Raw genomic sequence first — 24,632 nt, forward strand, 5'->3', positions numbered from 1 at the left:
GGACTCTGGCACCGCTCAGGCTGGATCGGCGAACACTGACACGCCCAACCCCATCCACTCTTTTCTGCCGATAACCCACTTTTTCTCGCACTTCAGACGCGAAAGGCCCCCAACCTGGAGAACTAAATCCCAGGTCAGGGGCCATTTCATTCTGTGCGCGAGGGGGGACTTGAACCCCCACGCCCTATTCGGGCACTAGCACCTCAAGCTAGCGCGTCTACCTATTCCGCCACCCGCGCAGGTGATGGTGTTTCTGCCGTTTCCGGCCGAAAAACAACACTAGCATGCTCGCGGTCGAGCGTCGAAACGGTGCTGGAATCGCGTTCGTCGGGCGTGTCCGGGCGGATTGATAGCCTGTCGGCATGCCCGAGGATGCTCTTCCCGAGGTCGCCCGCATCGCACGCGACCTGATCAGGATCGATACCAGCAACTTCGGAGGCGGCAACGCCCGGGGGGAGCGGGAGGCCGCCGAGTACGTCGGCGCATATCTGGAGGCTCTGGGGCTGGAACCGGAGTACTTCGAGCCCATCCCGCGCCGCACGAACGTCTCTGTGCGCGTCCCGGGTCGCGACCGCTCGCAGCCGGCGCTCGTCGTGCACGGCCACCTCGATGTCGTCCCCGCGATGGCGGAGGATTGGAGCGTGGATCCCTTCGAGGGGGTCATTCGCGATGGGATGCTGTGGGGACGCGGCGCCGTGGACATGAAGAACATGGACGCGATGATCCTCACGTCCGTCGCCGATATCCTCCGATCGGGCGATCGTCCGGCTCGTGATCTCGTGATCACGTTCTTCGCGGACGAAGAGAACGGTGGCGTCGAGGGCTCAGCCCTGGTCGTCCGGGAACGACCCGAGTGGTTCGCGGGCGCTACCGAGGCCATCAGCGAGGTCGGCGGATATTCCATCCCGGTCGGGGACCGGCATGCCTACCTGCTGCAGGTCGGGGAGAAGGCGCTCATGTGGATCCGCCTCGTCGCCCGCGGTCGCGCCGGTCACGGCAGCCGTCTGCACGAGGACAACGCGATCACCCGGCTCTCTGAGGCCGTGGCGCGACTCGGCCGCACGCGCTGGCCGATCCGACTCACCGACACCACCCGGGCGCTGCTGGCGGGCCTGTCCGACCTCAGCGGCCTTCCCGTAGACGATCCGGATGCGCTTGCGAGCACCGCGGGGCCCGCCGAGGCCTTCCTCCGTTCAACGTTCCGGACGACGACGAACCCGACCGCGCTGAGCGCCGGGTACAAGCACAACGTGATCCCTGAGCGGGCTGAGGCGCTCGTCGACGTGCGGGTGATTCCGGGCACGGAAGACGATGTTCTCGCCGAGATCCAGGAGATCGTGGGGGAGGACATCGCGATCGAGATGGTCGTGCGCGATATCGGCATGGAAGCGCCGTTCTCCGGCGGCATCGTCGACGCGATGGTCTCGGCGCTGGGGCGGCACGACCCGGGTGTCCCCGTCATTCCCTACCTGCTGGGAGCGGGCACCGACAACAAGGCCCTCGCGTCCATCGGCATCACCGGCTACGGCTTCGCACCCCTGCGCCTTCCCGCAGACCTCGACTTCACCGGCATGTTCCACGGCGTCGATGAGCGGGTGCCGATCGATGCGCTCGTGTTCGGTCAGCAGGTGCTGACCGACTTCCTGCGCACGTATTGATCGACACGGAACGATCCATGCCTGGGCGGCGCCTGAACGCCATCCGTCTCCCGCTGTGGGATGCTTCCACGGCAGCTTTTGCACCAACTCCAGAGAGAGCACCACGCTATGCACCTGATCGAAGCGCTCATCCTCGGCATCGTCCAGGGACTCACCGAGTTCCTGCCGATCTCGTCGAGCGCGCATCTGCGCATCCTCGGCATCTTCCTCCCGTCCGCGGAGGATCCGGGTGCCGCGTTCACCGCGATCACCCAGATCGGCACCGAGGCGGCGGTCGTCGTGTTCTTCTGGCGGGACATCGTGCGGATCATCGGCCAGTGGTTCCGATCTCTGACCGGCAAGGCTCCGCGCAACGACCCCGACGCACGGATGGGCTGGCTCATCATCATCGGGTCGATCCCGATCGTCGTGCTCGGCCTGATCTTCCAGGATGAGATCGAGACCGTGCTGCGGTCTCTGTGGATCACCGCCACCATGCTGATCGTCTTCGGCATCCTGCTGGGGATCGCCGACTATGTCGGCGCGAAGCGCCGCGCGCTCGGCGACATCACCGTGACGCACGGCGTGTTCTTCGGTCTCGCCCAGGCGCTCTCCCTCATCCCCGGCGTCTCACGCTCCGGGGGAACGATCACGATGGGTCTGTTCCTCGGCTACCGCCGGGCGGACGCGGCGCGCTACGCCTTCCTGCTCGCGATCCCTGCCGTGTTCGGCAGCGGCTTCTATCAGCTCTTCAAGCACTGGGGAGAGCCGATGGTCTACTCCGGTGTCGAGACAGCGGCAGCGACGGGCGTCGCATTCGTGGTCGCGCTGGGCGTGATCGCGTTCTTCATGAACTGGATCTCCAAGCGCAGCTTCCTGCCCTTCGTGATCTACCGCGTCCTGCTGGGCGGCACGCTGCTGGTGCTGCTCGGGATGGGCGTGATCGCGGCCTGACCCGGACGATCGTCCGCGGGAGCGTCGCCGTGTCGCCGTGACGACGCACCCGCGGGCGGCGTCGCCTCAGCGCACGCCGTCGGAACGGCGGGGATCATGGCCGTCCTCGCCTCGGCTGCGGCGCAGATACCGCTCGAACGCCCGGGCGATCTCGTCGCCGGATGCTTGCGGGGTCTCCCACGTGTCGCGCGCGTTCTCCAGTTGGCGAATGTAGGCGCTCATGTCCTCGTCGTCGGCAGCCGCGGCATCGAGTGTCGCCTCCCAGGCGTCTGCCTCGGCGACCAGTTCGCCACGCGGCAGCGTGAACCCGGTCATCTCCTCCAGACGGCGCACGAGTGCGAGCGTCGCCTTGGGCGACGGCGCAGACGAGGCAACGTAGTGCGGCACGTTCGCCCACAGGGTGGCGGTCGGAATGCCGGCGCGTTCCGCAGCGTCCTCGAGCACCTGCAGAACACCGACCGGACCTTCGTAGTCGGCGGGATCGACCCCGAGCCCCTCGCATACCGCTGAGCTGCGGCTCGATGCATGCAGGGTGATCGGGCGGGTGTGCGGAACGTCGGAGAGCATCGCTCCGAGCGTCAGCATCCCGGTGATGTCGTCGCGCAGGGCGATATCGATGAGTTCGCTGGAGAGGCCCTGCCAGGCGCGCGCCGGTTCCGTGCCGGTCAGCAACCAGGGCCCGGCGCCGTCACGCGGCCGCCAGAGCTCCAGCCCTGGCCAGCGGAGCGTCGACGCGCCGGTGTCGTCGATGACGCTCACCGGGCGCGTGTACTGGTAGTCGAAGTACAGCTCCGGATCGATCGCGTGGACGAGCTCGTAATCGCCGTGCTCGCGCAGCAGTCGCAGCACGCCGGTGGCGGCCTCGCCCGCATCGCTCCAGCCTTCGACGCCGGCGAGCAGGACACGCGGTCCGAGAGCGTTCACTCGACTCCTCCCTCCGCGACATCGGGATCCGGCGCCCGGGAGGGGCCTCGGTGCGGAGATATACCAGCGTACGTGATCGGCGCAGGCGGGGGAGCGGAGACGGGGACGGCAGGGCGCGACGGCTACGATGATTCGGTGACCGCGCACTCTCCTTCCCTTCCCTCCGCCGTGCTCTGGGACATGGACGGCACGATCGTCGACACCGAGCCCTTCTGGATGGAGGCCGAGCGTGCTCTCGTGGGCTCCTTCGGCGGCACCTGGACCGAGGAGCAGGGCCTCCAGCTCGTGGGCAACGGCCTGACCGAGAGCGCGGTGCTCCTGCAGCAGGTCGGGGTACGGATGACGGCGGAGGAGATCATCGACGATCTCACCGACCGGGTGCGCGGCCTGATGGCAGAGCAGGGGGTGCCGTTCCGTCCCGGCGCCCGCGAGCTGCTGCTGGAGCTGCGTGAAGCCGGGGTGCCGACCGCGCTCGTGACGATGTCGTGGCGCCGGATGGCCGACGACGTCGCCTCCCTGATCGGATTCGACGCGTTCGATGCGATCGTCGCCGGCGACGAGGTGTCTCCCCACAAACCCCACCCGGCGCCCTACCTGCACGGCGCTGCGGCGCTCGGCGTCGATCCGACCGAGGCGATCGCGATCGAGGACTCCGTCGTGGGTCTCCGGTCGGCGGTGTCCTCGGGGGCCGTCAGCATCGGCGTCCCGCATCTCGTCCCGCTCGACGGCGTGGGCGCCCACGAGCTGTGGCCGACTCTCGCGGGCCGTGGCTGGGGCGACCTGTCGTCCGTCTACGCGGCACATCGCTCGCGGCGGGAACCGGAAGATGTGCGCGACGGCGAAGACGACGAGAACTCCGAGGTAATGGCATGAGCGCCCTCCGCCCTCGTGGCCCCTTTCAGGTGGGTGACCGCGTTCAGCTGACCGATCCCAAGGGGCGGCTGCACACCACGACGCTACGGGCCGACGGCGAGCTGCACACGCACCACGGTGTCCTCCGCCACGCCGACCTGATCGGGCAGCCGGACGGATCGGTCGCGGTCAACAGTGCCGGGCACGAGTACCTGGCGCTGCGGCCGCTGCTGCGCGACTTCGTGATGTCGATGCCGCGCGGCGCAGCGATCGTCTACCCCAAGGATGCCGCGCAGATCGTCTCGCAGGCCGACATCTTCCCCGGCGCCGTCGTCGTCGAGGCGGGTGTCGGCTCCGGCGCGCTCTCGCTGGCGCTGCTCCGCGCGATCGGCGAGGAAGGACGCCTGGTCTCCTTCGAGCGGCGCGAGGAGTTCGCCGAGGTGGCGCGGGCGAACGTCGAGACCTTCCTCGGCGGCGCCCCGGACACCTGGCGCGTGGTGGTGGGCGACCTCGTCGAGGCGCTCCCCGCTGAGCTTCCGGCCGGGGGAGCGGACCGCGTCGTGCTCGACATGCTCGCGCCCTGGGAGTGCATCGACGTCGTTGCCGACGTGCTCACCCCCGGCGGCGTCGTGCTCTGCTACGTCGCGACGGCGACGCAGCTCTCCCGGGTCGCCGAGTACATCCGCGGCACTGGCCTGTTCACCGATCCGGATGCCTCGGAGACCATGGTGCGGGGGTGGCACGTGGAAGGACTCGCCGTGCGTCCCGATCACCGGATGGTCGCGCACACCGGGTTCCTGATCACGGCCCGCCGGCTCGCCCCCGGCGCCGTCCCGCCCTCCCGCAAGCGGCGTGCGTCGAAGGCCAGCTATACCGACGCGGACGTCGAACTGTGGACCCCGGGTGCCGTGGGCGACCGCGAGATCACCGATAAGAACCTGCGCAAGCGGGTGCGTGAAGCGGAGCGCGCCGCGTCGGGCGCTCGGCATGCGGCGCAGTCCCGCGAACGGGAAGCGGCCGCGGACACATCAGGAGAGTGATGGGGTCGGCACGATCGAACGGCGTGCCAGCGCCCTGACCGGCTGATCACAGGGCCCGCCGTGATTCGGGGGGTCGTGAATCCCGTCGGTCCCTGTGATCGGCCTGTGCGGGGGACCATGCGCAGGTTCCTCCCCCAAGGCCTGTCGCATGGTCTTCCCCACGAGAGACGCGATGGCGATCGCCCCTGGCACGACATCGCGTTCTCACTGAGGAAGACCGCGACGGCGGTGTTTCCTTACGCGACTTCCGCAGATCTCTTCTCCGCGCCCGCGCCCCGTGCCTGTCCCTGGCGAGCGGGAGGGTGTGGACGCTCCGTCAGTGCGCAGCACCGCGACTAGGATTGGGGGGTGCGCAGACTTCCCGTCGTCCTGTCCCTCGCCGCGCTGATCGCCGTCGGCCTCACCGGGTGCGCGGTCACGCCGTCCGAGAGCTACGACGGTGCCCCGTGCTCCACCATCGGCGACGACCGCCTGGGGAGTCTGATCGACGCGAGCGGCGAGGTCGGCACGGCACCGGTCGTCGACATGCACGTCCCGCTCACGTCGCGCGCAGCCACATCCACGGTGCTCGTCGAGGGCGACGGCGTCGCGCTGACGTCGAGCACGCAGCCGCTGGTGGTGCAGTTCTCGATCTTCAACGGCCGCACCGGAGAGCTGCTCGTCAAGACGCCGTACACCGCGGACGGCGCCGCTGTGGTCAACGCGGGCAACATCGGTGCCGGCCTGCACGCCGCCGTCGAGGACGCCATCGCGTGTGCGTCGGAGGGTTCGCGCGTCGCGGTTCTGCTTCCGCCGGCCGAGGTGCCGGCCGATGTGCGCGCCAACTACGCGATGGGGGACGAAGACAGCCTCGTGCTCGTCGTCGACCTGCCCAAGATCTACCTGCCGCATGCCGTCGGCACGCTGCAGTTCCACGACGCGCGCAACATGCCCGCCGTCGTGCGCGCTCCCGATGGCCGCCCTGGCGTGTCGATCCCGAACGCCACGCCACCGGAGGAACTCACCGTCGAGACGCTCATCGAGGGTGACGGTCCGGTGGTCGCCGCCGATGACGTGGTCCGCGTCCACTACATCGGGCTGCTGTGGGACAGCGGCAAGGCCTTCAACAACAGCTGGGACTCGGAGCCGGCGTCCTTCGACCTCGCCGGTATGATTCCGGGCTTCGCCGAGGGGCTCACCGGCCAGACCGTGGGTTCGCAGGTGCTCATCGTCGTTCCGCCGGAGCTGGGCTACGGCAGCGAGGGCGCAGGCTCCGGCATGATCCCGGGCGACGCGACCCTCGTCTTCGTCGTCGACATCCTCGGGACCGACTAGGCGGTCGCGCGGCGTGCCAGCGAGCATCCCTCCCGAGGAGCGCCTGACGAACCTCGTCGTCGCCCTGATGGCGACCGAGATCGGCCTCACGCGCCAGCAGATCCTCGACAGCGTCTCCGGCTACCGACAGCGCACGGAGTCCGGGGCGCGGCCCGCCGCTCTCGAGAAGATGTTCGAGCGCGACAAGGACGACCTCCGGGCTCTGGGCGTGCCGATCGAGACGATCGGCGATGCCGCAGACCCCAACGATCTGCGAGAGGCTCGCTATCGGATTCCGAAGTCGGAGTACGACCTGCCGGCCGACATCGAGTTCACTCCTGCGGAGCTTGCCATCCTGCGGCTGGCGGGAAGCGTCTGGAGCGAAGGATCGATGTCGTCGGATGCCCAGGCGGGGCTCCGTAAGATCCGGGCGCTGGGCATGACTGTCGATGAACCGATCATCGGCTTCGCCCCGCGGATCGCCGCGCGCGATGCGTCGTTCGCGCCGCTGCAAGCGGCGATCGAAGCGTGCCGCATCGTGGAGTTCGACTACCTCAAGCCGGGGGACCCCGACGCGCGGCGACGCCGGGTGCACCCGCTCGCCCTTGTCGAGTACGAGGCACGCTGGCACCTGCACGCCCATGATGAGGGTGTGAGCGCCGCCCGGACTTTTCTGCTGTCGAGAATCGTCGGATCAGTGACCACCACGCGGGCGACCTTTCCCGCGGAGATGCGCGAGGGCGCGGGAAGCCGTGCGCTGTCCGGCCTCGCCGAGGTCGCCGCACGCAACCGGGCGGTCGTCGAAGTGGTGCCCGGCACAGAGGGCGCTCTGCGGCTCGCTCGGCGGGCCGATCCGGCCGCATCGATGCCACCACGGTTGGTGGTGCCGTTCGTGGATCTCCATATCCTCGCCGATGAGCTGGCCTCCTACGGGCCAGAGGTGCGCGTGCGCGAGCCCGCGCCGCTGCGGGACGCGGTGATCGCTCGGCTGCGCCTCGCGGTCAGCGCGCATCGACCGCTCGCGGGGGAGGAGGACCGATGAGCGCCCAGCGTGCCCCCGGGTTCACCACGGACCGGGTGCGGCTGTACCTCACGCTCGTGCCGTATCTGATCGAGCGCGGCGAGGTCACTCTCGACGAGGCAGCCGGTGAGTTCGACGTGACCACGGCGGAGATGCGTCGCATGGTCGAGGCGTTGACCGTCATCGGTCTGCCCGGCGACAGCGGGTTCTGGCAGCAGCCCCATGAGCTGTTCGACATCAACTGGGATCTGCTCGATCAGCAGGGTGTGATCGAGCTGACGAACGACGTCGGCCTGCGTCGCGCGCCCCGGCTCGCAGCTCGCGAGGCCGCGGCCCTCCTGGCCGGACTGCAGATGGTGGCCGCGATCCCGGCCGTCGCCGAGTCCGGTGCCCTGGAAGGTCTCATGACCAAGCTCGCACGCGGCGCGGCGGGGGTGCCCGTCGACGTGGTGGTGGCACCAGCGCCGGTCAACGAGGTGCGTTCCCTCGTGGCGCAGGCGCTGGAGGAGAGGCGAGCGGTGCGCTTCGCCTACCACGCCCCGGATGCCCCGCCGACGGAGCGAACGGTCGATCCGGTGCGCGTGCTCATCACCGACGGTCAGTGGTATCTGCAGGGATGGTGCCACCTCCGCCATGCGATGCGCACGTTCCATCTCGACCGGGTCGGCAGTGCGCGGCTCACCGATATCCCGATCACGCACCACGCCGAGATCCCCCCGGAGCCGTTCTCGCCGGCCGAGGCAGAGGGAGAAGCCGTGCTGTCGGTGGCACGATCCGTCGCGCCGCTGCTGGGCGATCAGGGATGGGACGCGGAGGCGCAGGACGAGGGCGAATGCGTGCGCGTGCGGGTGCGGATCGCCGATGCGCGCAGCCTGAAGCGCCTCGCGGCTCGCCACGGCGGAGCCGTCGAAGTGGTCTCACCTGCCGAGGCGCGCCTCGCGGCGAGGGAGTGGGCGTCGGCCGGATTGGCCGGTTACGAGCCTGATGCCCCGAGTTCGGACGGCACTCCCTGAGGGGTTGGCCTCTGGGTCACGGTCCCGCGTCTGTAGACTGGAGCCGTAGTTGAACGATTTTAAGGAGAACCTCCTGTGCTTGGGAACCTGAACGGGTGGCACCTGATCATCCTGCTGGCCGTCATCCTGCTTCTCTTCGGTGCGGCGAAGCTGCCCGCCCTCGCCAAGAGCGTCGGTCAGTCCGCACGCGTCTTCAAGGGGGAGATGAAGGCGATGAAGGAAGACGACACGACCGCGGAAGCATCGCCGGCCGCTCCTGCCACGGAGAAGCCGACCACTGAAGGCGGTATCGCGTCGAGCGAGACCGATCGGACCAGCTGATCCGTGTCCGCTGAATCCCCGAGTCCTGACGGCGCGGGGAAGTCCCGCGACCGCAGGATGTCCCTCGGGGCTCACCTCGTCGAGCTTCGCCGCCGCTTGATGTTCGCCGCGCTGGGCCTCCTGCTCGGCATGATCGTCGCCTTCATCGTCGCCGATCCGATCATCGACTGGATCGCGCAGCCGATCGACGAGATCAACGCCCGTCGTCCCGACACGATCGCATCGCTGACCTTCAACACGGTCACCGCGCCGTTCGACATGCGCATGCGGATCGCGTTCACCATCGGTCTTTTCCTCTCAGCGCCCATCTGGCTGTGGCAGATCTGGGCGTTCATCATGCCAGGGCTCACCCGCAAGGAGATCAAGTACACCCTGGTGTTCGTCGGAGCAGCTGTGCCGCTCTTCTTCGCCGGCTGCTACGTGGGCATGCTGGTCGTGCCCCACGTGATCGAGCTGATGGCCAGCTTCACCCCGGACGGCGCGCAGAACCTCTACACGGGTTCCGAGTACTACGACTTCGTCTTCAAGCTGATGCTGGTGATCGGCGTGTCCTTCGTCCTGCCGGTGTTCCTCGTCGCGCTGAACGTCGCAGGGATCATGTCCGGACGCGCGATCCTGAAGGGCTGGCGCGTCGCCGTCCTGGTCGCCTTCACGTTCGCCGCTCTCGCCACCCCTGCCGCCGATGTCGTGAGCATGCTGATGCTCGCCGGCATCCTGGTGGTGCTGTACTTCGCCGCAGCCGGATTGTCGATGCTGTTCGACCGGCGCAAGAAGAAAAAGCAGGACGCCGACCTGGCAGCGGCGGCGCCGTGACGTCCCCCGCAGAGCGGTACGCGCATGCGCAAGCCACGGCTGCGCACCGGCAGACGGCGATCTTCACCGCCGCGCAGCGCTTCGATCTGGACTCGTTCCAGATCGAAGCCTGTCACGCGCTCGAAGAGAATCGCAGTGTGCTCGTCGCCGCCCCCACCGGGGCGGGAAAGACGATCGTCGGGGAGTTCGCCATCCACCTGGCGATGCAGGAGCCCCATACCCGCGCCTTCTATACGACCCCGATGAAGGCGCTGTCGAACCAGAAGTTCCGGGAACTGGTCGACGTCTACGGTCCGGAGAACGTCGGTCTGCTCACCGGCGACCAGAGCGTGAACGGTTCGGCGCGGATCGTCGTGATGACGACCGAGGTGCTGCGCAACATGCTCTACGCAGACGCCAGGGCCATCGATGATCTCGGATTCGTCATCATGGACGAGGTGCACTACCTCGCCGACCGCTTCCGCGGCGCCGTGTGGGAAGAGGTCATCATCCACCTCCCGCAGCACGTGCGCCTGGTGTCCCTGAGCGCCACGGTCTCCAACGCCGAGGAATTCGGCGACTGGCTGGGCACCGTCCGCGGCGACACCGCCGTGATCGTTTCCGAGACGCGACCGGTGCCCCTCGAGCAGCACGTGCTCGTGGGGCCGGACCTGCTGCCGCTGTTCGACGACAGTGCCCCGGCGAAAGCCGACGGACCGCCCAGAGTGGGTGCCGATCTCGCCCGACTGCGATCTGCGCTGGGTCTCTCCGACGCGCGCGGAAAGCGCGGTGCGCAGGACAGGCAGCGAGGCAGCCGCCAGCAGCGGCGCGGCGGCGGGACCCGACCGATGCGCATGCCCCGGATCGACCGACTCGACCGCCCCGAGTTCATCGAGCTTCTCGATCGCGAGAACCTCCTCCCCGCGATCTTCTTCATCTTCAGCCGGGCCGGCTGCGACGCGGCCGTCACGCAGGTGGTGCGCAGCGGGATCCACCTCACGAACGCTGAGGAGCGCGCGGAGATCCGCGAGCTCATCGAGGAGCGCACCCGCACCCTGCCGGACGAAGACCTGTCGGTGCTCGGCTTCTGGGCCTGGCGCGACAGCCTCGAACGGGGCGTCGCCGCGCACCACGCCGGTCTGCTGCCGGCCTTCAAGGAGATCGTCGAGGAGCTGTTCAAGCGCAAGCTCGTGAAGGTGGTCTTCGCCACGGAGACCCTCGCTCTCGGCATCAACATGCCGGCACGCACGGTCGTTCTCGAACGCATGGAGAAATTCAACGGGGAGTCCCGCGTCGCGATCACGGCGGGGGAGTACACCCAGTTCACCGGTCGTGCCGGACGACGTGGCATCGACGTCGAGGGGCACGCTGTCGTGCAGTGGTCACCCGGTGTCGACCCGCAGAGCGTCGCCTCCCTGGCATCGCGCCGGACGTACCCGCTCAACTCGAGCTTCCGGCCGACCTACAACATGGCGGTCAATCTCATCGAGCGCTTCGGGCGGGAACGCGCGCGCAAGACGCTCGAGACCTCGTTCGCCCAGTTCCAGGCCGATCGGGCTGTCGTCGGGATCGCGCGCAAGGTGCAGGAGGCACAGACCTCACTGGACGGATACCGCGCCGCGATGGAGTGCGAACGCGGCGACTTCCTGGAGTACTCCCGCCTGCGCCGTGAGCTGAGCGACCTGGAGAAGAAGAACCGCCTCGACGCGAACGCACCCCGTCGCGTGCGCGACGATCGTCTGAGCCGCATCGACACGCTCCGGAAGAGCCTGCAGCGGCACGGGAGCCATCGGTGCCCGGAGCGCGAGGACCACGCCCGCTGGGGCGAGCGCTACTGGAAGCTGCGTCGCAGCACCGATGAGCTGCGCGACCAGATCGATCAGCGCACGGGCACCGTCGCACGCGTCTTCGATCACATCCTCGACGTGCTCACCGAGCTGGGCTACGTCGAGACGGACGACGGCCGGATGGTCGTGACCTCTGCGGGCCGAATGCTGCGCCGTATCTATGGAGAGCGTGACCTGCTCGTCGCGGAGTCGCTTCGTCAGGGGCTCTGGACGGGGCTGGATGCGCCGTCGCTGGCGGCGATGGCCGCGTGCATCGTGTTCGAGCCGCGGCGCGAGGAGAGCGGCGAGGCGCGGCTGCCGCGTGGACGCTTCCGAGCCGCATACGAACGCACGCAGGAGCTCCAGGCCCGCCTCGACGACATCGAGCAGGAGCACCGTCTGCGCGGCTCTGAGCCGCTGTCGTCCGGCCTGGCGACGGCGATGCACGCCTGGGCCGGCGGGGCGCCGCTCGATCGTGCGCTGCGCGAGTCCGACCTGGCGGCCGGTGATTTCGTGCGCTGGGCGAAGCAGACCATCGACCTGCTCGATCAGATCTCGCTCGTGGCCGACGATGAAGAGCTCGCCCGCACCGCGCGGCGCGCTCTCGACGGCGTCCGCCGCGGCATTGTGGCCTACACCTCGCTGTGAACGCGCGATCCACCCCGCTGGACGTGCGGCGGGCGGCCTTGCCCCTGTGGGCGGCCATCCCGGTCTCCGCGGTCGCCGGATGGACGATGTCGCTGGCATATCCTGCCGAGGCCATCTGGCCGCTGGCACCTCTCGCCGTGGCCCTCGTGCTCACGGCCGTGCGGGGCCGGCGCGCGGCCGCCGCACTGCTGGTCGGGCTCGCGTACGGCGCGGCCCTCTTCTTCCCGCTTGTCGCGTGGAGCGGGCGCTACCTCGGGCCTCTTCCCTGGGCTGCCCTGGCGAGCGCCGAGGCACTCCTCACCGCGGTGGGCATGGTGCCCCTCGCCCTCGCGTATCGGTGGCTTGACCGGGCAGCGCCAGGAGCTGCGGGGCGCTTCATCGCGCTGCCGGTCCTGGTCGGGGCGCTGTGGGCCGGACGCGAGCAGCTCCTTGGATCGTGGCCCTACGGCGGCTTCCCGTGGGCGCGTCTGGGCATGACGCTCGTGGATACGCCGTTCGCCGCCCTGTCATCGTGGGTCGGTGTGACGGGGATGGGTTTTCTCATCGTCGTCGTGATCGCCCTCGCTGTCGAGGGGCTGGGCGCGTTCGTGCGCCCGCGGACGGGGGATCGGCGGCAGCCGCTGCCTCTGCTCGTCGCCGGCGCCCTGACGGCGCTCCTGGCGCTCGTACCGCTCTTCCCGACGACCCCGGCGGGAACCCTGACGATCGGCGCCGTCCAGGGCAACGGTTCCACCGGATACTTCGACGAACGTACGGCATACGGTGTGATCGAGGCCCAGCGGGCCGCGTCTGAGCCCCTCTTCGGCGAAGAGATGGACCTTCTGGTCTGGCCGGAGGGCGCCATCGACTACGACCCGTTCCGCGACGAGCGCACGGCGCGCCTGCTGAGCCGCACGGTGACACAGGCCGGAGCACCGCTGCTGACGAACGTCGCGACGGAGCTCGACGGGCTCTACTTCAACACCAGCTTCCTCTGGACGGGTGACCCGGTTCTCCCGGCCCGCACCGACGTACAGACCCATGCCAAGCGTCACCCCGTGCCCTTCGGCGAGTACGTACCGAATCGGGCGTTCTTCCGCGCTCTCGCCCCCGACCTCGTCGATCTGCTGCAGCGGGAGTACACCCCGGGAGAGGATCCCCCGATCGTCGATGTGGACGGGATCATCGTGGGTCTCGCGATCTGCTTCGACGTGATCTACGACGATGTGATCGCCGCGGGTCTGGACGGCGGCGCGCAGGTGCTGGTGTTCCAGACCAACAACGCGGACTTCCGCGGCACCGACGAGAACCTGCAGCAGCTGGCGTTCGCGCGCATGCGGGCGATCGAGACCGGCCGCTCGGTGGTCAACGTCTCGACCGTGGGCCGGAGCGAGGTCATCGCGCCGGACGGCACCACGATCGCATCGATCCCGGTCGATCAGGCCGGCGTCATGCTCGAAGACGTCGAGCTTCGCCGGGGTCTGACCGCCGGGATCGTCGTGGGGATCGGACTGTCCCAGATCCTGCTCTGGGGCGGACTGCTGGGGCTCACCCTCGCAGGGATCCTGGCGCGCCGCGCCGGTCGCATCGAGGAGCGAGCCCGCTCATAGGACTCAGGCGCCCAGGCGCTCCCGGACCTCTTCCTCCGATGCACCGCGCCGGGCGCGGACATAGGCGAGCCGCTCTTCGAGGAGCTCCTCGAGCTCCGCGCGCGTGCGGCGTTCGAGCAGCATGTCCCAGTGGGTGCGGGCCGCCTTCTCCTCGCCCTTCTCCAGCTCGACGCTCTCGCCATCAACCTGGAGGCGGGCTTCAGAGCCGCAACGGCACTCCCACGTGGCGGGCGGTTCCGCGTCGGCGGCGAACATCAGGGTGGTGACGTGTCCGCACTGGTCGCATCGGTAGGAGGTCTCGCTGCGCTCCATGAAAACGACGCCTTCTTCGCTCTGAAGGCTCTGGGCTCCGAGCCGGATTCCTCGGAGACTGCGATCTGCCATTTTGTGGTCCTTTCCTCGCGGTACAGATAGGTATAGCGCTCCAGCCTGTACGGATCATCCGAGCAGGTGGGCTCAGGCGACCTTTCACAGGGGATGCCCAGCGTGGATAAACCAGGGTTTGGCTCAGGGACGGTGGAGGGCTCGCAGAGCCACGTCAGCACGGTTCGTGACGATGCCGTCCACCCCGAGCGCCACCAGCTCGCGCATGTGCTCCGGCTCATCGATCGTCCAGACGTGGACCTCCACGTCGTGCCGGTGAGCGGCGCGAATCAGGCCGGGGGACAGCACCCGGACCGCTCCCGCTCGCACCGGGATCTGCACGGCGTCGACCTCGGCGAGCAGACGCGTCGCCCGCATGTGAGTGAGCAGCCGAAGTACCCCGTTGCGCCCCGGTGAGGTGGCGGGGCGTCGCTCTGCTCCCGCGGCGATGGTCTCGCGCAGTGTCCGGATGCGCCGCGCGTCGGAGAAGCTCGTGATGAGCACGCGATCGACGTGAGGCGCAACGGCATGGGCGATCGGGCCGCCGGCGGCATCCTCTTTCACATCGATGTTGAAGCGCGTCTCCGGAAAGGCCTCCAGGGCCTCCGCGACCGTGAGCAGGCCACCGCGGTCGGCCAGGAGATCGCGCAGCTCAGCGGTGCGCACATCGGCGAGCCGGCGGGGGTCTCCGAGCACACGGGCCAGCGTGGCATCGTGGAACAGCACGGCATCTCCGTCGGCCGTGACCCTGCTGTCCGTCTCGATGTACTCCGCACCGGCGGCGTGCGCCGCGGCGCAGGCCAGCAGCGTGTTCTCGAGCACGTCGCCGGTCTGAGACGCCGCACCGCCCACCGGGCGATCCTGCGTCTTCCCCGGAACGGTGAAGGACGCGAGCCCGCGGTGGGCGAGGATGCGCGGATGGGCGGTGCGATGGAAGAACGGGTGTGTCACTGGCCGCCGGCCTGCGGGGGCTGTGCGCCCCGCCCGGCGAAAGCGCCGCCGATGCCCTTGAGGGCCTCGGTCAGCTCGCTCGGGATGATCCAGAGCTTGTTGGACTGTCCCTCGCTGATCTTCGGCAGCATCTGCAGATACTGGTACGCGAGCAGCTTCTCGTCGGGAGCTCCGCGGTGGATCGCGTCGAACACGCTCTGAATCGCCTCCGCCTCACCCTGCGCGCGCAGGACCGCGGCCTGCTTGTCGCCCTCGGCGCGAAGGATCTCCGCCTGGCGACGCCCCTCGGCTTCGAGGATCTGCGACTGCTTGGAGCCCTCTGCGGTGAGGATGGCGGCGCGGCGGTCACGCTCTGCGCGCATCTGCTTCTCCATCGAGTCCTGGATGGAGACGGGCGGGTCGATGGCCTTCAGCTCGACGCGCGAGACGCGGATGCCCCACTTGCCGGTCGCCTCGTCGAGCACGACGCGCAGCTGTCCGTTGATCTCGTCACGGCTGGTCAGCGCCTCTTCGAGGTTCAGACCACCCACCACGTTTCGCAGCGTCGTGGTGGTCAGCTGCTCCACCGCTCCCAGGTAGTTGGCGATCTCGTACGTCGCCGCCCGCGCGTCCGTCACCTGGAAGTAGACGACCGTGTCGATCGAGACCACCAGGTTGTCCTCGGTGATGACCGGCTGCGGCGGGAAGGACACCACCTGCTCGCGCATGTCGATGAGCGGGCGGAGACGGTCGATGAACGGGACCAGGAGGTTCAGACCGGGCTGCAGTGTCTTGTGATACCGGCCGAGGCGCTCGACGACGCCCGCCGTGGCCTGGGGGATGATCCGGATCGAGCGAGCGACCGTCACGAGGACGAAGATCAGGACCGCGAGGGCCAGGATCCAGCCGATCATGGTCGGTACAAGGGAATCTGTCATGGGCGTGCCTCCTGGAGAGGTGCTCGGGAGCGGGATGTGTCAGTTCTGGGCGGCGCGAACATGTACGGTGGCGCCCTCGATGGCGAGCACCTCGACACGCTGCCCGGGGGAAAGCACCTCACCACCCGGTGTCCGCGCAGACCACGTGTCGCCGTTGCTCAACTTGACCTGGCCGCTGATCGCGGTCACGGGAAGGAGGACGGTGCCGTTCGACCCGATCAGCGCTTCGAGATTGCTGCGCACCGGGTCTTCAGCGCGATGAAGCCGCTTGAGCAGGGGCGGCCGGAGGAACAGGATCAAAAGGGCGGCAGTGGCGGCGGCGATGATCACCTGACCCCAGAGCGGGATATGCAATGCACCGGTGATGAGGCCGGTGCTGCTGCCGATCGCCAACATGAGGAAGGTGAACTCCAGGGTGAACATCTCGATCACCAGGAACAGCGCGACCAGCACGAGCCAGCCGATCCACGCCCACTCCTCGATACCGGCCATCACCGCGTCCAACTCGCTCACATGCCCTCCACGCTGTCAACCTACCACGCGGCGTCCCGATCGATTGGGCCCTTGGTAGGGTGTGGGGACCTGCTGCCGACACCGTTGCGGCATCCAGACGAGCCTCTGCCACCACCCCAGGAGTGAACGTGTCACACCCGATCCCCGACCATGCCCTCGACGGAAAGGTGGCCATCGTCACCGGCTCCTCCCGGGGAATCGGCGCCGACACGGTGCGCTATCTCGCCGCTGCCGGGGCCGACGTCGTGGTGAACTATCGTGCCAAGGCGCCGCGCGCCAACAAGGTGGTCGCCGAGATCGAAGCTGCCGGCGGCCGTGCGATCGCCGTCGGAGCGGACCTCACCGACCCGGATTCCGTGGCACAGATGTTCGCCGCGGTGGAGCAGGCTTTCGGCAAGCTCGACATCCTCGTGCTCAATGCCTCCGGCGGCATGGAGGCCGACATGGGCGAGGACTACGCCCTCAAGCTCAACCGTGACGCACAGCTGAACGTGCTTGACGCCGCCCTGCCCCTGCTGGCCGCCGGCTCGCGGGTGGTGTTCGTGACCAGTCACCAGGCGCACTTCATCCACACCACGCCGACGATGCCGGAATACGAGCCGGTCGCGCTCTCCAAGCGCGCCGGCGAGGACGCTCTGCGCGAGCGGATTCCCGCCCTCGCCGAACGCGGCATCGGCTTCACGATCGTGTCCGGCGACATGATCGAGGGGACCATCACGGCGACCCTCCTCGAACGCGCCAATCCCGGCGCGATCGCGGGCCGCCGCGAGTCCGCCGGCAAACTGTACAACGTCGCGGAGTTCGCCGCAGAGGTGGCCCGCGCCGCCGTCGACCCCGTGCCCGCGGACAACACCCGTCTCGTGGGGGATGTGAGCGGCTTCGTCTCCGAGTGAGCACGGCGCCGCAGACGGCGATGGCCGGGAACCGCAACGGTTCCCGGCCATCGCCGTCTGCGGGGACGATCAGCGGATGAGGCTCTCGACCGCATCGACGTTCTTGCGGAAGGTGATCGCACGGACGATCTGGACCACGCCGAGCACGACGAGCGAAACCCCGGTGAGGATCCAGAGGACCTCCGCACCGAAGCCGGGGGAGAAGAGGAGGGTCACACCCGCGATGAGGCTCAGGATCGCGTAGACGACGGTCCACACGCGGCTGCCCTGGTCGCTGATCAGCGTGAGCGACACGACGGCCTCGAAGATCCAGCTGATGCCGACGAGGATGGCGAAGAACAACAGCAGAACCGCGCCGGTCTCCTTGAGGTTGGAGAGCATGATGATGCCGGCCACGACATACAGCACGCCGAGCAGGACATGCCCGATGCGCGCCCAGACGCCCGCATCACGCAGGGTGAAGGCGAGGGCGGCGTAGCTCACGCCGATGATCAGCGCATAGACGGCGAAGATGATGACGATCGCGCCCAGGGCCTTCTCCGGCCAGACCAGCATCGCGATGCCGGACAACAGGGCCAGGACGCCGGAGATCCAGAGCATCGTCCGGATCGGCTTGGTGATGGTGCGGAGTGCGGATGCTTGGGGGGACATGTGCTGCTCCTTCAGGGGATTCGACGCTCCCCGCAACGGCGGAGGAGCTGCTCCCAGGATAATCTCAGCTTCCCGGCGACCGGACCTTTGGTGCGGCATGGTGGCATTCCCATCCGCCGTGTCATGATCGGCTGCGGCCTTCGCCGCGCCCCGCCCGCAAGAGGAAGCGCTGAGACCATGAGCACCGCACCCGCTGATCGACACCCGGCCGACTCCCACGACACGATCCGGGTTCGCGGCGCGCGCGAGAACAACCTGAAGGACGTCAGTGTGGAGATCCCGAAACGCCGCCTCACGGTGTTCACGGGTGTGTCCGGTTCCGGCAAGAGCTCGCTCGTGTTCGACACGATCGCCGCGGAGTCCCAGCGCATGATCAACGAGACGTACAGCGCGTTCGTGCAGGGATTCATGCCCGCTCTGGCACGCCCGGACGTGGACATGCTCGATGGCCTGACGACCGCCATCATCGTGGATCAGGAACGCCTGGGCGCCAACCCGCGGTCGACCGTCGGCACCGCGACCGACGTGAACGCGATGCTGCGCATCCTGTTCAGCCGACTGGGGCAACCGCACATCGGGTCGCCCAATGCGTTCTCGTTCAACGTGCCGTCGGTGCAGGCCAGCGGGACCATCACGATCGAGAAAGGCGGAAAGAAGGAGGTCAAGGCGGGCTTCAACCAGCTCGGCGGGATGTGCCCGCGCTGTGAGGGGATCGGGACCGTCACCGACATCGCCCTCGCCGAGCTGTTCGACGATGCCCTCTCGCTCCACGACGGTGCGCTGACCATCCCGGGGTACACGCCGGACGGCTGGAACGTGAAGATCTACGCAGAGTCCGGTTTCGTGGACCCGGACAAGGCCATCCGGGACTACACGACGCAGGAACGCGAGGACTTCCTCTACAAGGAGCCGACCAAGGTCAAGTTCAACGGCATCAACATCACGTACGAGGGACTCGTCCCGCGCATCCAGAAGTCGATGCTCTCGAAGGACCGGGAGGCGATGCAGCCCCACATCCGCGCGTTCGTCGAACGAGCGGTGACATACACCGTATGCCCGGACTGCGACGGGACTCGGCTGGCGCCGCAGGCGCGGTCCTCGAAGGTCGCCGGAATCAGCATCGCCGATGCCTGCGCCATGCAGATCGTCGACCTCGCGGCATGGGTGCGCGACCTGGACGAGCCGTCCGTCGCCCCGCTGCTGGCTTCCCTGCGCACGACGTTGGAATCGTTCTCCGAGATCGGACTCGGGTACCTCTCCCTCGATCGCCCCGCCGGGACGCTGTCGGGGGGAGAGGCGCAGCGTACGAAGCTCATCCGCCATCTGGGCTCCGCGCTGACCGATGTGACCTACGTCTTCGACGAGCCGACGATCGGCCTGCACCCCCATGACATCCGGCGCATGAACGACCTCCTGCTGCGTCTGCGAGACAAGGGCAACACGGTGCTGGTCGTCGAACACAAACCCGAGACGATCGCCATCGCCGACCATGTCGTGGACCTCGGCCCGTACGCCGGCGGCTCGGGCGGCGAGATCCGCTTCGAGGGATCCGTGGAGGACCTGCGCACGAGCGACACCCTCACCGGACGGCACCTCGACGACCGTGCATCGCTCAAACCGGCGGTGCGCACCCCGCACGGCGTGATCGCGGTCCGTGGCGCGGATCTCCACAACCTGCAGGGCGTCGATGTCGACATCCCGCTGGGCGTCCTCACGGTGTTCACCGGGGTGGCCGGATCGGGCAAGAGCTCGCTGGTGCGGGGATCCGTCGTCGGCCGGGACGGCGTCGTCGAGATCGACCAGAGCGCCATACGTGGATCCCGCCGCAGCAATCCGGCGACCTACACGGGGCTCCTGGAGCCGGTACGCAAGGCGTTCGCGAAGGCCAACGGCGTCAAGCCCGCCCTGTTCAGTGCCAACTCGGTGGGCGCCTGTCCGACGTGCAAGGGAGCCGGCGTGACGTATGTCGATCTCGGCATGATGGCGGGGATATCGACGCCGTGCGTCGACTGCGATGCGAAGGGCTTCCAGCCAGAAGTGCTGCAGTACACCCTCGAGGGCAAGGACATCAGCGAGGTCATGGCGATGCCTGTCTCCGAGGCCGCGGAGTACTTCACCGCCGGAGACGCGCGCATTCCCGCGGTGGGCAAGATCCTCCAGCGCCTCGAAGATGTGGGGCTGGGTTACATCGCCCTCGGACAACCCCTCACGACCCTTTCCGGAGGTGAGCGCCAAAGGCTCAAGCTCGCGACCCAGCTGGGCGAGGGCGGCGATGTCTATGTGCTCGACGAGCCGACGACGGGGTTGCACCTCGCCGACGTCGACAACCTCCTCGGTCTGCTCGACCGGCTCGTGGACGCCGGGAAGTCCGTCATCGTGATCGAGCACCACCAGGCGGTGATGGCGCACGCCGACTGGATCATCGACCTGGGGCCTGGCGCAGGATCCGCAGGCGGTCGCGTGGTGTTCGAGGGCACGCCAGAGGAGCTGGTCGCCGAGCGCTCAACGCTCACCGGTCAGCATCTGGCGGAGTACGTCGGCGCATAACGGGGGCACCGGCGGCACTGCGAGCCGACAGCGCGCGGTAGGCGATGCCGGCGGCGGCGACGATAAGTGCGCCAGCCAGAACCGGCACGATGAGGTAGGACCAGTTCTCGTCCGCGAGCATGATGACGATCGGCGTGCCGCCTGCCGGGGGATGGGTGATCCGCAGGGCCGCCATCGCCACCAGTGAGGCGCCGACGGCGAGCGACAGGCTCCACCAGGTGGTCGGCAGGAGGGCGTGAGCGATGAGGCCGCATACCGCCGCGAGGACATGCCCGCCCACCAGGTTCGCGGGACGCGAGAGGGGGGAGTCCGGAAGCGTGAAGATCAGAACACAGGACGATCCGAATGCGGCGGCCAGCAGGGGAGAACCGGTGGCATCGCTGAGCAGCGCCAGCACCGCGATGGTGACGGCCGCGGCGATGCCGCCGCCGAGCATGCGCGGCCACGGCATCGGCGGCTGCGCGCGGTGGAGCACCGAGGGGAGGCGCCGGATGCCGACGTCGCGACGGGTGGCTGGTTCGGCCGATGTGGGTGAGGGCATGGCTCTGCTTCTGTTCAGGGCACGACGAATGATGCGCCCCTCGGGGGCGCATTCCGCGTGCAGGGGAGGGAGTCTAAGCGCGCGCTGCTGCGTCGATCGCGCGCGCGAGAGGCGGGGTGGGTTCGTCGGCGATGCGAACGAGGGCGAGCGGGGTGCGGACCTCGGGATCGATCAGCGGCAGGACGCGGATACCGTTCACCGCGCTGGCGCCGGCCGAGAGCGCTGATTCCGGCACGACGGCTGTCCACGGCCCGCTGCCGACGAGCGCCAGCAGCGCTTCGACGGAATCGGTCTCCACGCGGGGAGTGACGCGCAGACCGACCTCGCGCATGCGCTGATCGAAGATCTGCCGGGCTCGCATATGGGGTTCGAGCAGGGCGACCGGCACGGCGGCGAGCATCTCACCGGTGACGGCTGCGGTGCTCTCCGGGAACACATCGTCCCCGCACACCACGACGGTGCGCACGGGCTGGAGGGGCAGCAGGTGCAGATCGGGGCCGTCGGCTGCGGTCGGGTGAATGATCCCGGCGTCGAGCTCGTAGGCTCGCACCTGCGCCACGATCTCCTCGGATGTCAGCCCGGTCGCGAGTGACGAGGTGACGAGCGGGTGCCGTGCGTCCAGCGCTGTCACGATGCGAGAAGCCGCGGTGATGCCGCTCGGGATGACGCCGAACCGGGCGCGTGCGGCGAGGCGGTTCCGTGCCGCGCCGAGCTCGTCGTTCAGCGCCCGATGATCCGCGACCATCCGCCGCGCCCACTGCAGGACGATCTCGCCTTCCGGGGTGAGCCCCTGATAGCTGCGGTCCCGGCGCACCAGGGGAACGCCGAGCTCGGTCTCCAGCTTTCGAACCGCCTCCGACAGCGTCGACGGCGAGACGTAAGTGGCCTCCGCGGCGCGCCCGAAGTGCTCCTCGCGCGCGAGCGCGAGGAAATACTCCAGCTGGGTGAGCAGCATCCGTGTCCTCCGGATCGGGACGACGCCGGGGCGTCGTCCCGATCACCCTAGTGGCTCGCGATCACTTCTTCGCGTAGGAGTGGGCGCCGGTTCCGGCGTAGTCGCCGCCCTCGACGATGATGTACTCGGGGCGGATCGGACGCCCGGCGAAGTAGTCTTCCAGGATCTCCCGCGTGCCCGCAGCGTACTTCGCCTGCGAGGGCAGTGACGTGCCGGACGTGTGGGTCGTCATCGCGTTGTTCGGCATGGTCCGCCACGGGTGGTCAGCGGGTGCCGGCTGGGGGAACCAGACGTCGCCGGCGTACCCGGCGAGCTGCCCGCTCTCCAGCGCCCGGACGATGGCGTCGCGGTCGGCGATCGCACCGCGGGCCGGGTTGACGATGTAGGAGCCGCGGCGCATCGAGCCGAGCAGTTCGTCGTTGAGCAGGCCCTGGGTCTCCTCTGTCAGCGGAGCATGGACGGTCAGGATGTCGACGTTCTTGACGAGATCCTCGATGTTCTCGTAGTACGTGAGGTTGTACTTCTCCTCGATCTCGGCGGGCAGCCGGTGGCGGTCGGTGTAGGAGAGGTGGACGCCGAAGGGAGCGAGTCGCTCGATCACGGCCTGGCCGATGCGACCGGCCGCGAACACGCCGACGTCCATGCCTTCGAGGTCATATGAACGCTGCACGGCGTCGGCGATGTTCCAGCCGCCGTCCCGCGCGATGTCGTGCTGTCGCACGAAGTCGCGTACGAGAGCCAGGACCTGCATCACGGTGTGCTCGGCGACGGCGATGCTGTTGGAGTAGGTGACCTCGGCCACCGTGATCCCGTTCTCGATCGCGGAGGCCAGGTCGACGTGGTCGCTGCCGATGCCGGCGGTGACAGCGAGCTTGAGGTTCTTGGCCTTCGCGATGCGCTCCGGGGTGAGGTAGGCCGGCCAGAACGGCTGCGAGATGATGATGTCGGCATCGACCAGCTCGTGCTCGAAGACCGAGTCCGGGCCTTCCTTGTCGCTCGTGACGACAAGCTCGTGACCGTTCTCCTCCAGGTAGCGGCGCAGCCCCAGTTCGCCGGAGACCGAGCCGAGGAGCTCACCCGGAGTGAAATCGATGCTCTCGGGCGTGGGCAGCGTCTGCCCGTTCGGATACCCGTGCAGCTCGGGGATCGTGTCTCGGGCGTAGGTCTCCGGGAATCCGTCGACCGGATCGGGGTAAAGGACGAGCAGCACCTTGGCCATGAACCTTCTCCTTTTGTTATCCGGCGCTTTGTGCGCGCCTGATTCCACGCTAGGCGCGGCCTCGAACGCCGTCCATCAGGCAGTTCCGCATGCACGTTCGGCGGCGTCGTTCACGCTGTGCGGCAGATGTGCGGACATCGGGGATGTGCGGACATCGGGGGAGAGGGCCTCGTCAGCGGCTGCCGTCTCCAGCGTGACCCCGCCAGGTGACCACCGCGCGACGGGTCTCCGTATCGATGCCGGCTCGATCGAACCAGGCTCCGACGTCGAGGCTCCGATACGTTTCGCGGAACGCCGTTTCGGGGGTGTGTCCGAACCGTGCCAGGATGGTCCGCCGCTCGTCGGCCTCGAAGGAACGTCCGTGAAGCGCGGCCATCGAGGCGGCGTTCGCGAAAGAGGCGAGGTAGTCCGCCGCCGCCGCGTCCTCTGTCACGCCGACCGCGCGGAGCAGGAAGGCGGCGACCAGACCGGTGCGATCCCAGCCCGCACCGCAGTGAAACAGCACAGCGCCCTCGTCGGACTCCGCGATCGCACGCAGCGCCATCGCGAGCCGCTCAGGCAGCTCTCGGAGATGGGACGGATAGTAGAGCGGAGTTCCCCAGGTGCCGTCCTGCTCTCGCGGCTTCCAGAAGACCGCATCGTCACCGTCCAGGTCGATCTCAATGCGGCGCATTCCGGAGCCAAGATCGCCCGAACGCTCTCGCGGCCTCCGCAGGTCGATCACGGTACGCACGCCATGACCCCGCAGCTGTTCCCACCCCTGTGGCGTCACGCTGTCGAGAGTCTCGGCGCGGACGAAGACGCCCGAGGGCGTGACGGATCCGTCGGTGCGTGCTCGGCCGCCCAGGTCACGCACGTTGGCAAGTCCGTCGACGATGAGAGCGCCCGGCATGAGTTCATGCTGTCACGCCGGGCGCCGATGCGCCGCGAGGAGATCAGAGCCCACGGTCGTGGTTGCGTGGAGATGGGCCAGCGCCAGGCCCTCTCAGAGAAGACCGATAATGCACATTATGTCAGCTTGTAACGACGTCCAGTCGCAGGTGGCAGATCAGTGACGATCTATGTGTCCCCTGCTGTGGCGCGCCAACGTGCATGCCTGACGTGCGCGTCACGAGCAGCCTCCGATCGCGTGCAAGCGAGCGTGCTGCACCCGCCGTCGCCAGGCGCGCCGC

The 24,632-nt window shown here is 68.4% G+C and carries 23 protein-coding genes and 1 tRNA gene; 13 read left to right on the forward strand and 11 right to left on the reverse strand.

The window, feature by feature from the left end:
* Positions 1-154 precede the first annotated feature (154 nt).
* Positions 155-239 (reverse strand) — tRNA-Leu (locus AC3RXY_RS14675).
* Positions 240-362: 123 nt separating this feature from the next.
* On the opposite strand from AC3RXY_RS14675, the gene AC3RXY_RS14680 reads away from it, so the two are divergent.
* Entirely contained in the window at positions 363-1,658 is a 1,296-nt protein-coding gene (locus tag AC3RXY_RS14680) for a M20/M25/M40 family metallo-hydrolase (protein WP_491511660.1), read from the forward strand.
* A gap of 108 nt (positions 1,659-1,766) precedes the next feature.
* A complete protein-coding gene (locus tag AC3RXY_RS14685) occupies positions 1,767-2,591 on the forward strand; it encodes an undecaprenyl-diphosphate phosphatase (RefSeq protein WP_491511661.1) in 825 nt (274 codons plus the stop codon).
* A 66-nt stretch (positions 2,592-2,657) separates the two neighbouring features.
* On the opposite strand, the gene AC3RXY_RS14690 is transcribed toward AC3RXY_RS14685, so the two are convergent.
* Positions 2,658-3,515 carry a proteasome assembly chaperone family protein gene (locus tag AC3RXY_RS14690; protein ID WP_491511662.1) on the reverse strand — a complete coding sequence of 286 codons (858 nt, stop codon included), beginning with the start codon at positions 3,513-3,515 and terminating at the stop codon, positions 2,658-2,660.
* A gap of 135 nt (positions 3,516-3,650) precedes the next feature.
* Here AC3RXY_RS14690 and AC3RXY_RS14695 point away from each other — a divergent pair, with 135 nt between their 5' ends.
* The 9 genes from AC3RXY_RS14695 to lnt all read left to right on the forward strand — a co-directional run bounded on the left by AC3RXY_RS14695 (position 3,651) and on the right by lnt (position 13,910).
* Positions 3,651-4,388: an HAD family hydrolase gene (locus AC3RXY_RS14695; RefSeq protein ID WP_491511663.1), complete on the forward strand. Its 738-nt coding sequence runs from the start codon at positions 3,651-3,653 to the stop codon at positions 4,386-4,388.
* The gene (locus AC3RXY_RS14700; RefSeq protein WP_491511664.1) at positions 4,385-5,407 is read left to right on the forward strand and encodes a tRNA (adenine-N1)-methyltransferase; all 1,023 of its coding nucleotides are present in this window, start codon (positions 4,385-4,387) and stop codon (positions 5,405-5,407) included. Before AC3RXY_RS14695 ends, AC3RXY_RS14700 begins: the two co-directional genes overlap by 4 nt.
* A gap of 348 nt (positions 5,408-5,755) precedes the next feature.
* Positions 5,756-6,721 carry an FKBP-type peptidyl-prolyl cis-trans isomerase gene (locus tag AC3RXY_RS14705; RefSeq protein WP_491511665.1) on the forward strand — a complete coding sequence of 322 codons (966 nt, stop codon included), beginning with the start codon at positions 5,756-5,758 and terminating at the stop codon, positions 6,719-6,721.
* Between the two features lie 13 nt (positions 6,722-6,734).
* The gene (locus tag AC3RXY_RS14710; RefSeq protein WP_491511666.1) at positions 6,735-7,742 is read left to right on the forward strand and encodes a helix-turn-helix transcriptional regulator; all 1,008 of its coding nucleotides are present in this window, start codon (positions 6,735-6,737) and stop codon (positions 7,740-7,742) included.
* Entirely contained in the window at positions 7,739-8,734 is a 996-nt protein-coding gene (locus AC3RXY_RS14715) for a helix-turn-helix transcriptional regulator (RefSeq protein WP_491511667.1), read from the forward strand. The genes AC3RXY_RS14710 and AC3RXY_RS14715 overlap by 4 nt, the downstream gene beginning before the upstream one ends.
* Before the next feature lie 75 nt (positions 8,735-8,809).
* Positions 8,810-9,055 (forward strand): Sec-independent protein translocase subunit TatA, encoded by a 246-nt coding sequence (gene tatA, locus AC3RXY_RS14720; protein WP_491511668.1) that lies wholly within the window; start codon positions 8,810-8,812, stop codon positions 9,053-9,055.
* A gap of 57 nt (positions 9,056-9,112) precedes the next feature.
* Entirely contained in the window at positions 9,113-9,868 is a 756-nt protein-coding gene (tatC, locus tag AC3RXY_RS14725; protein WP_491511725.1) for a twin-arginine translocase subunit TatC, read from the forward strand.
* Entirely contained in the window at positions 9,865-12,321 is a 2,457-nt protein-coding gene (locus AC3RXY_RS14730) for a DEAD/DEAH box helicase (protein ID WP_491511669.1), read from the forward strand. The genes tatC and AC3RXY_RS14730 overlap by 4 nt, the downstream gene beginning before the upstream one ends.
* Positions 12,318-13,910: an apolipoprotein N-acyltransferase gene (gene lnt / locus AC3RXY_RS14735; protein ID WP_491511670.1), complete on the forward strand. Its 1,593-nt coding sequence runs from the start codon at positions 12,318-12,320 to the stop codon at positions 13,908-13,910. Before AC3RXY_RS14730 ends, lnt begins: the two co-directional genes overlap by 4 nt.
* Before the next feature lie 3 nt (positions 13,911-13,913).
* On the opposite strand, the gene AC3RXY_RS14740 is transcribed toward lnt, so the two are convergent.
* The 4 genes from AC3RXY_RS14740 to AC3RXY_RS14755 form a co-directional block, all read right to left on the reverse strand.
* A complete protein-coding gene (locus tag AC3RXY_RS14740; protein WP_491511671.1) occupies positions 13,914-14,294 on the reverse strand; it encodes an RNA polymerase-binding protein RbpA in 381 nt (126 codons plus the stop codon).
* Between the two features lie 123 nt (positions 14,295-14,417).
* The gene (locus AC3RXY_RS14745) at positions 14,418-15,224 is read right to left on the reverse strand and encodes a glycerophosphodiester phosphodiesterase family protein (RefSeq protein WP_491511672.1); all 807 of its coding nucleotides are present in this window, start codon (positions 15,222-15,224) and stop codon (positions 14,418-14,420) included.
* Positions 15,221-16,117 carry an SPFH domain-containing protein gene (locus AC3RXY_RS14750; protein ID WP_491511726.1) on the reverse strand — a complete coding sequence of 299 codons (897 nt, stop codon included), beginning with the start codon at positions 16,115-16,117 and terminating at the stop codon, positions 15,221-15,223. Before AC3RXY_RS14750 ends, AC3RXY_RS14745 begins: the two co-directional genes overlap by 4 nt.
* A 63-nt stretch (positions 16,118-16,180) precedes the next feature.
* Positions 16,181-16,633, reverse strand: coding sequence for an NfeD family protein (locus AC3RXY_RS14755; RefSeq protein WP_491511673.1), 453 nt, complete (start codon positions 16,631-16,633; stop codon positions 16,181-16,183).
* 149 nt (positions 16,634-16,782) lie between these two features.
* Between AC3RXY_RS14755 and AC3RXY_RS14760 the strand changes: the two genes are divergently transcribed.
* A complete protein-coding gene (locus AC3RXY_RS14760; protein ID WP_491511674.1) occupies positions 16,783-17,547 on the forward strand; it encodes an SDR family oxidoreductase in 765 nt (254 codons plus the stop codon).
* A gap of 69 nt (positions 17,548-17,616) precedes the next feature.
* Here AC3RXY_RS14760 and AC3RXY_RS14765 read toward each other — a convergent pair whose 3' ends face one another.
* The gene (locus tag AC3RXY_RS14765; protein ID WP_491511675.1) at positions 17,617-18,198 is read right to left on the reverse strand and encodes an HdeD family acid-resistance protein; all 582 of its coding nucleotides are present in this window, start codon (positions 18,196-18,198) and stop codon (positions 17,617-17,619) included.
* A 177-nt stretch (positions 18,199-18,375) separates the two neighbouring features.
* Here AC3RXY_RS14765 and AC3RXY_RS14770 point away from each other — a divergent pair, with 177 nt between their 5' ends.
* Positions 18,376-20,745 (forward strand): ATP-binding cassette domain-containing protein, encoded by a 2,370-nt coding sequence (locus AC3RXY_RS14770; RefSeq protein WP_491511676.1) that lies wholly within the window; start codon positions 18,376-18,378, stop codon positions 20,743-20,745.
* Here the strand turns inward: AC3RXY_RS14770 and AC3RXY_RS14775 are convergent.
* From AC3RXY_RS14775 to AC3RXY_RS14790, 4 genes are all read right to left on the reverse strand, one after another.
* Entirely contained in the window at positions 20,708-21,286 is a 579-nt protein-coding gene (locus AC3RXY_RS14775; protein ID WP_491511677.1) for an HPP family protein, read from the reverse strand. The genes AC3RXY_RS14770 and AC3RXY_RS14775 overlap by 38 nt on opposite strands.
* A gap of 73 nt (positions 21,287-21,359) precedes the next feature.
* The gene (locus tag AC3RXY_RS14780; RefSeq protein WP_491511678.1) at positions 21,360-22,241 is read right to left on the reverse strand and encodes a LysR family transcriptional regulator; all 882 of its coding nucleotides are present in this window, start codon (positions 22,239-22,241) and stop codon (positions 21,360-21,362) included.
* Positions 22,242-22,302: 61 nt separating this feature from the next.
* Complete coding sequence (locus AC3RXY_RS14785) at positions 22,303-23,460, reverse strand: NAD-dependent formate dehydrogenase (RefSeq protein WP_491511679.1); 1,158 nt, start codon at positions 23,458-23,460, stop codon at positions 22,303-22,305.
* A 172-nt stretch (positions 23,461-23,632) separates the two neighbouring features.
* Positions 23,633-24,352, reverse strand: coding sequence for a tyrosine-protein phosphatase (locus tag AC3RXY_RS14790; protein ID WP_491511680.1), 720 nt, complete (start codon positions 24,350-24,352; stop codon positions 23,633-23,635).
* Positions 24,353-24,632: the final 280 nt, after the last annotated feature.

The organism is Microbacterium longlingense (assembly GCF_058349825.2).

What these genes read in the sequence shown, in the direction of transcription:
- AC3RXY_RS14680 (WP_491511660.1), top strand. Translation starts at nt 363, where the DNA reads ATGCCCGAGGATGCTCTTCCCGAGGTCGCCCGCATCGCACGCGACCTG.
- AC3RXY_RS14685 (WP_491511661.1), top strand. Translation starts at nt 1,767, where the DNA reads ATGCACCTGATCGAAGCGCTCATCCTCGGCATCGTCCAGGGACTCACC.
- AC3RXY_RS14700 (WP_491511664.1), top strand. Translation starts at nt 4,385, where the DNA reads ATGAGCGCCCTCCGCCCTCGTGGCCCCTTTCAGGTGGGTGACCGCGTT.
- AC3RXY_RS14715 (WP_491511667.1), top strand. Translation starts at nt 7,739, where the DNA reads ATGAGCGCCCAGCGTGCCCCCGGGTTCACCACGGACCGGGTGCGGCTG.
- tatC (WP_491511725.1), top strand. Translation starts at nt 9,113, where the DNA reads ATGTCCCTCGGGGCTCACCTCGTCGAGCTTCGCCGCCGCTTGATGTTC.
- AC3RXY_RS14740 (WP_491511671.1), bottom strand. Translation starts at nt 14,294, where the DNA reads ATGGCAGATCGCAGTCTCCGAGGAATCCGGCTCGGAGCCCAGAGCCTT.
- AC3RXY_RS14750 (WP_491511726.1), bottom strand. Translation starts at nt 16,117, where the DNA reads ATGATCGGCTGGATCCTGGCCCTCGCGGTCCTGATCTTCGTCCTCGTG.
- AC3RXY_RS14755 (WP_491511673.1), bottom strand. Translation starts at nt 16,633, where the DNA reads ATGGCCGGTATCGAGGAGTGGGCGTGGATCGGCTGGCTCGTGCTGGTC.
- AC3RXY_RS14765 (WP_491511675.1), bottom strand. Translation starts at nt 18,198, where the DNA reads ATGTCCCCCCAAGCATCCGCACTCCGCACCATCACCAAGCCGATCCGG.
- AC3RXY_RS14770 (WP_491511676.1), top strand. Translation starts at nt 18,376, where the DNA reads ATGAGCACCGCACCCGCTGATCGACACCCGGCCGACTCCCACGACACG.
- AC3RXY_RS14775 (WP_491511677.1), bottom strand. Translation starts at nt 21,286, where the DNA reads ATGCCCTCACCCACATCGGCCGAACCAGCCACCCGTCGCGACGTCGGC.
- AC3RXY_RS14780 (WP_491511678.1), bottom strand. Translation starts at nt 22,241, where the DNA reads ATGCTGCTCACCCAGCTGGAGTATTTCCTCGCGCTCGCGCGCGAGGAG.
- AC3RXY_RS14785 (WP_491511679.1), bottom strand. Translation starts at nt 23,460, where the DNA reads ATGGCCAAGGTGCTGCTCGTCCTTTACCCCGATCCGGTCGACGGATTC.
- AC3RXY_RS14790 (WP_491511680.1), bottom strand. Translation starts at nt 24,352, where the DNA reads ATGCCGGGCGCTCTCATCGTCGACGGACTTGCCAACGTGCGTGACCTG.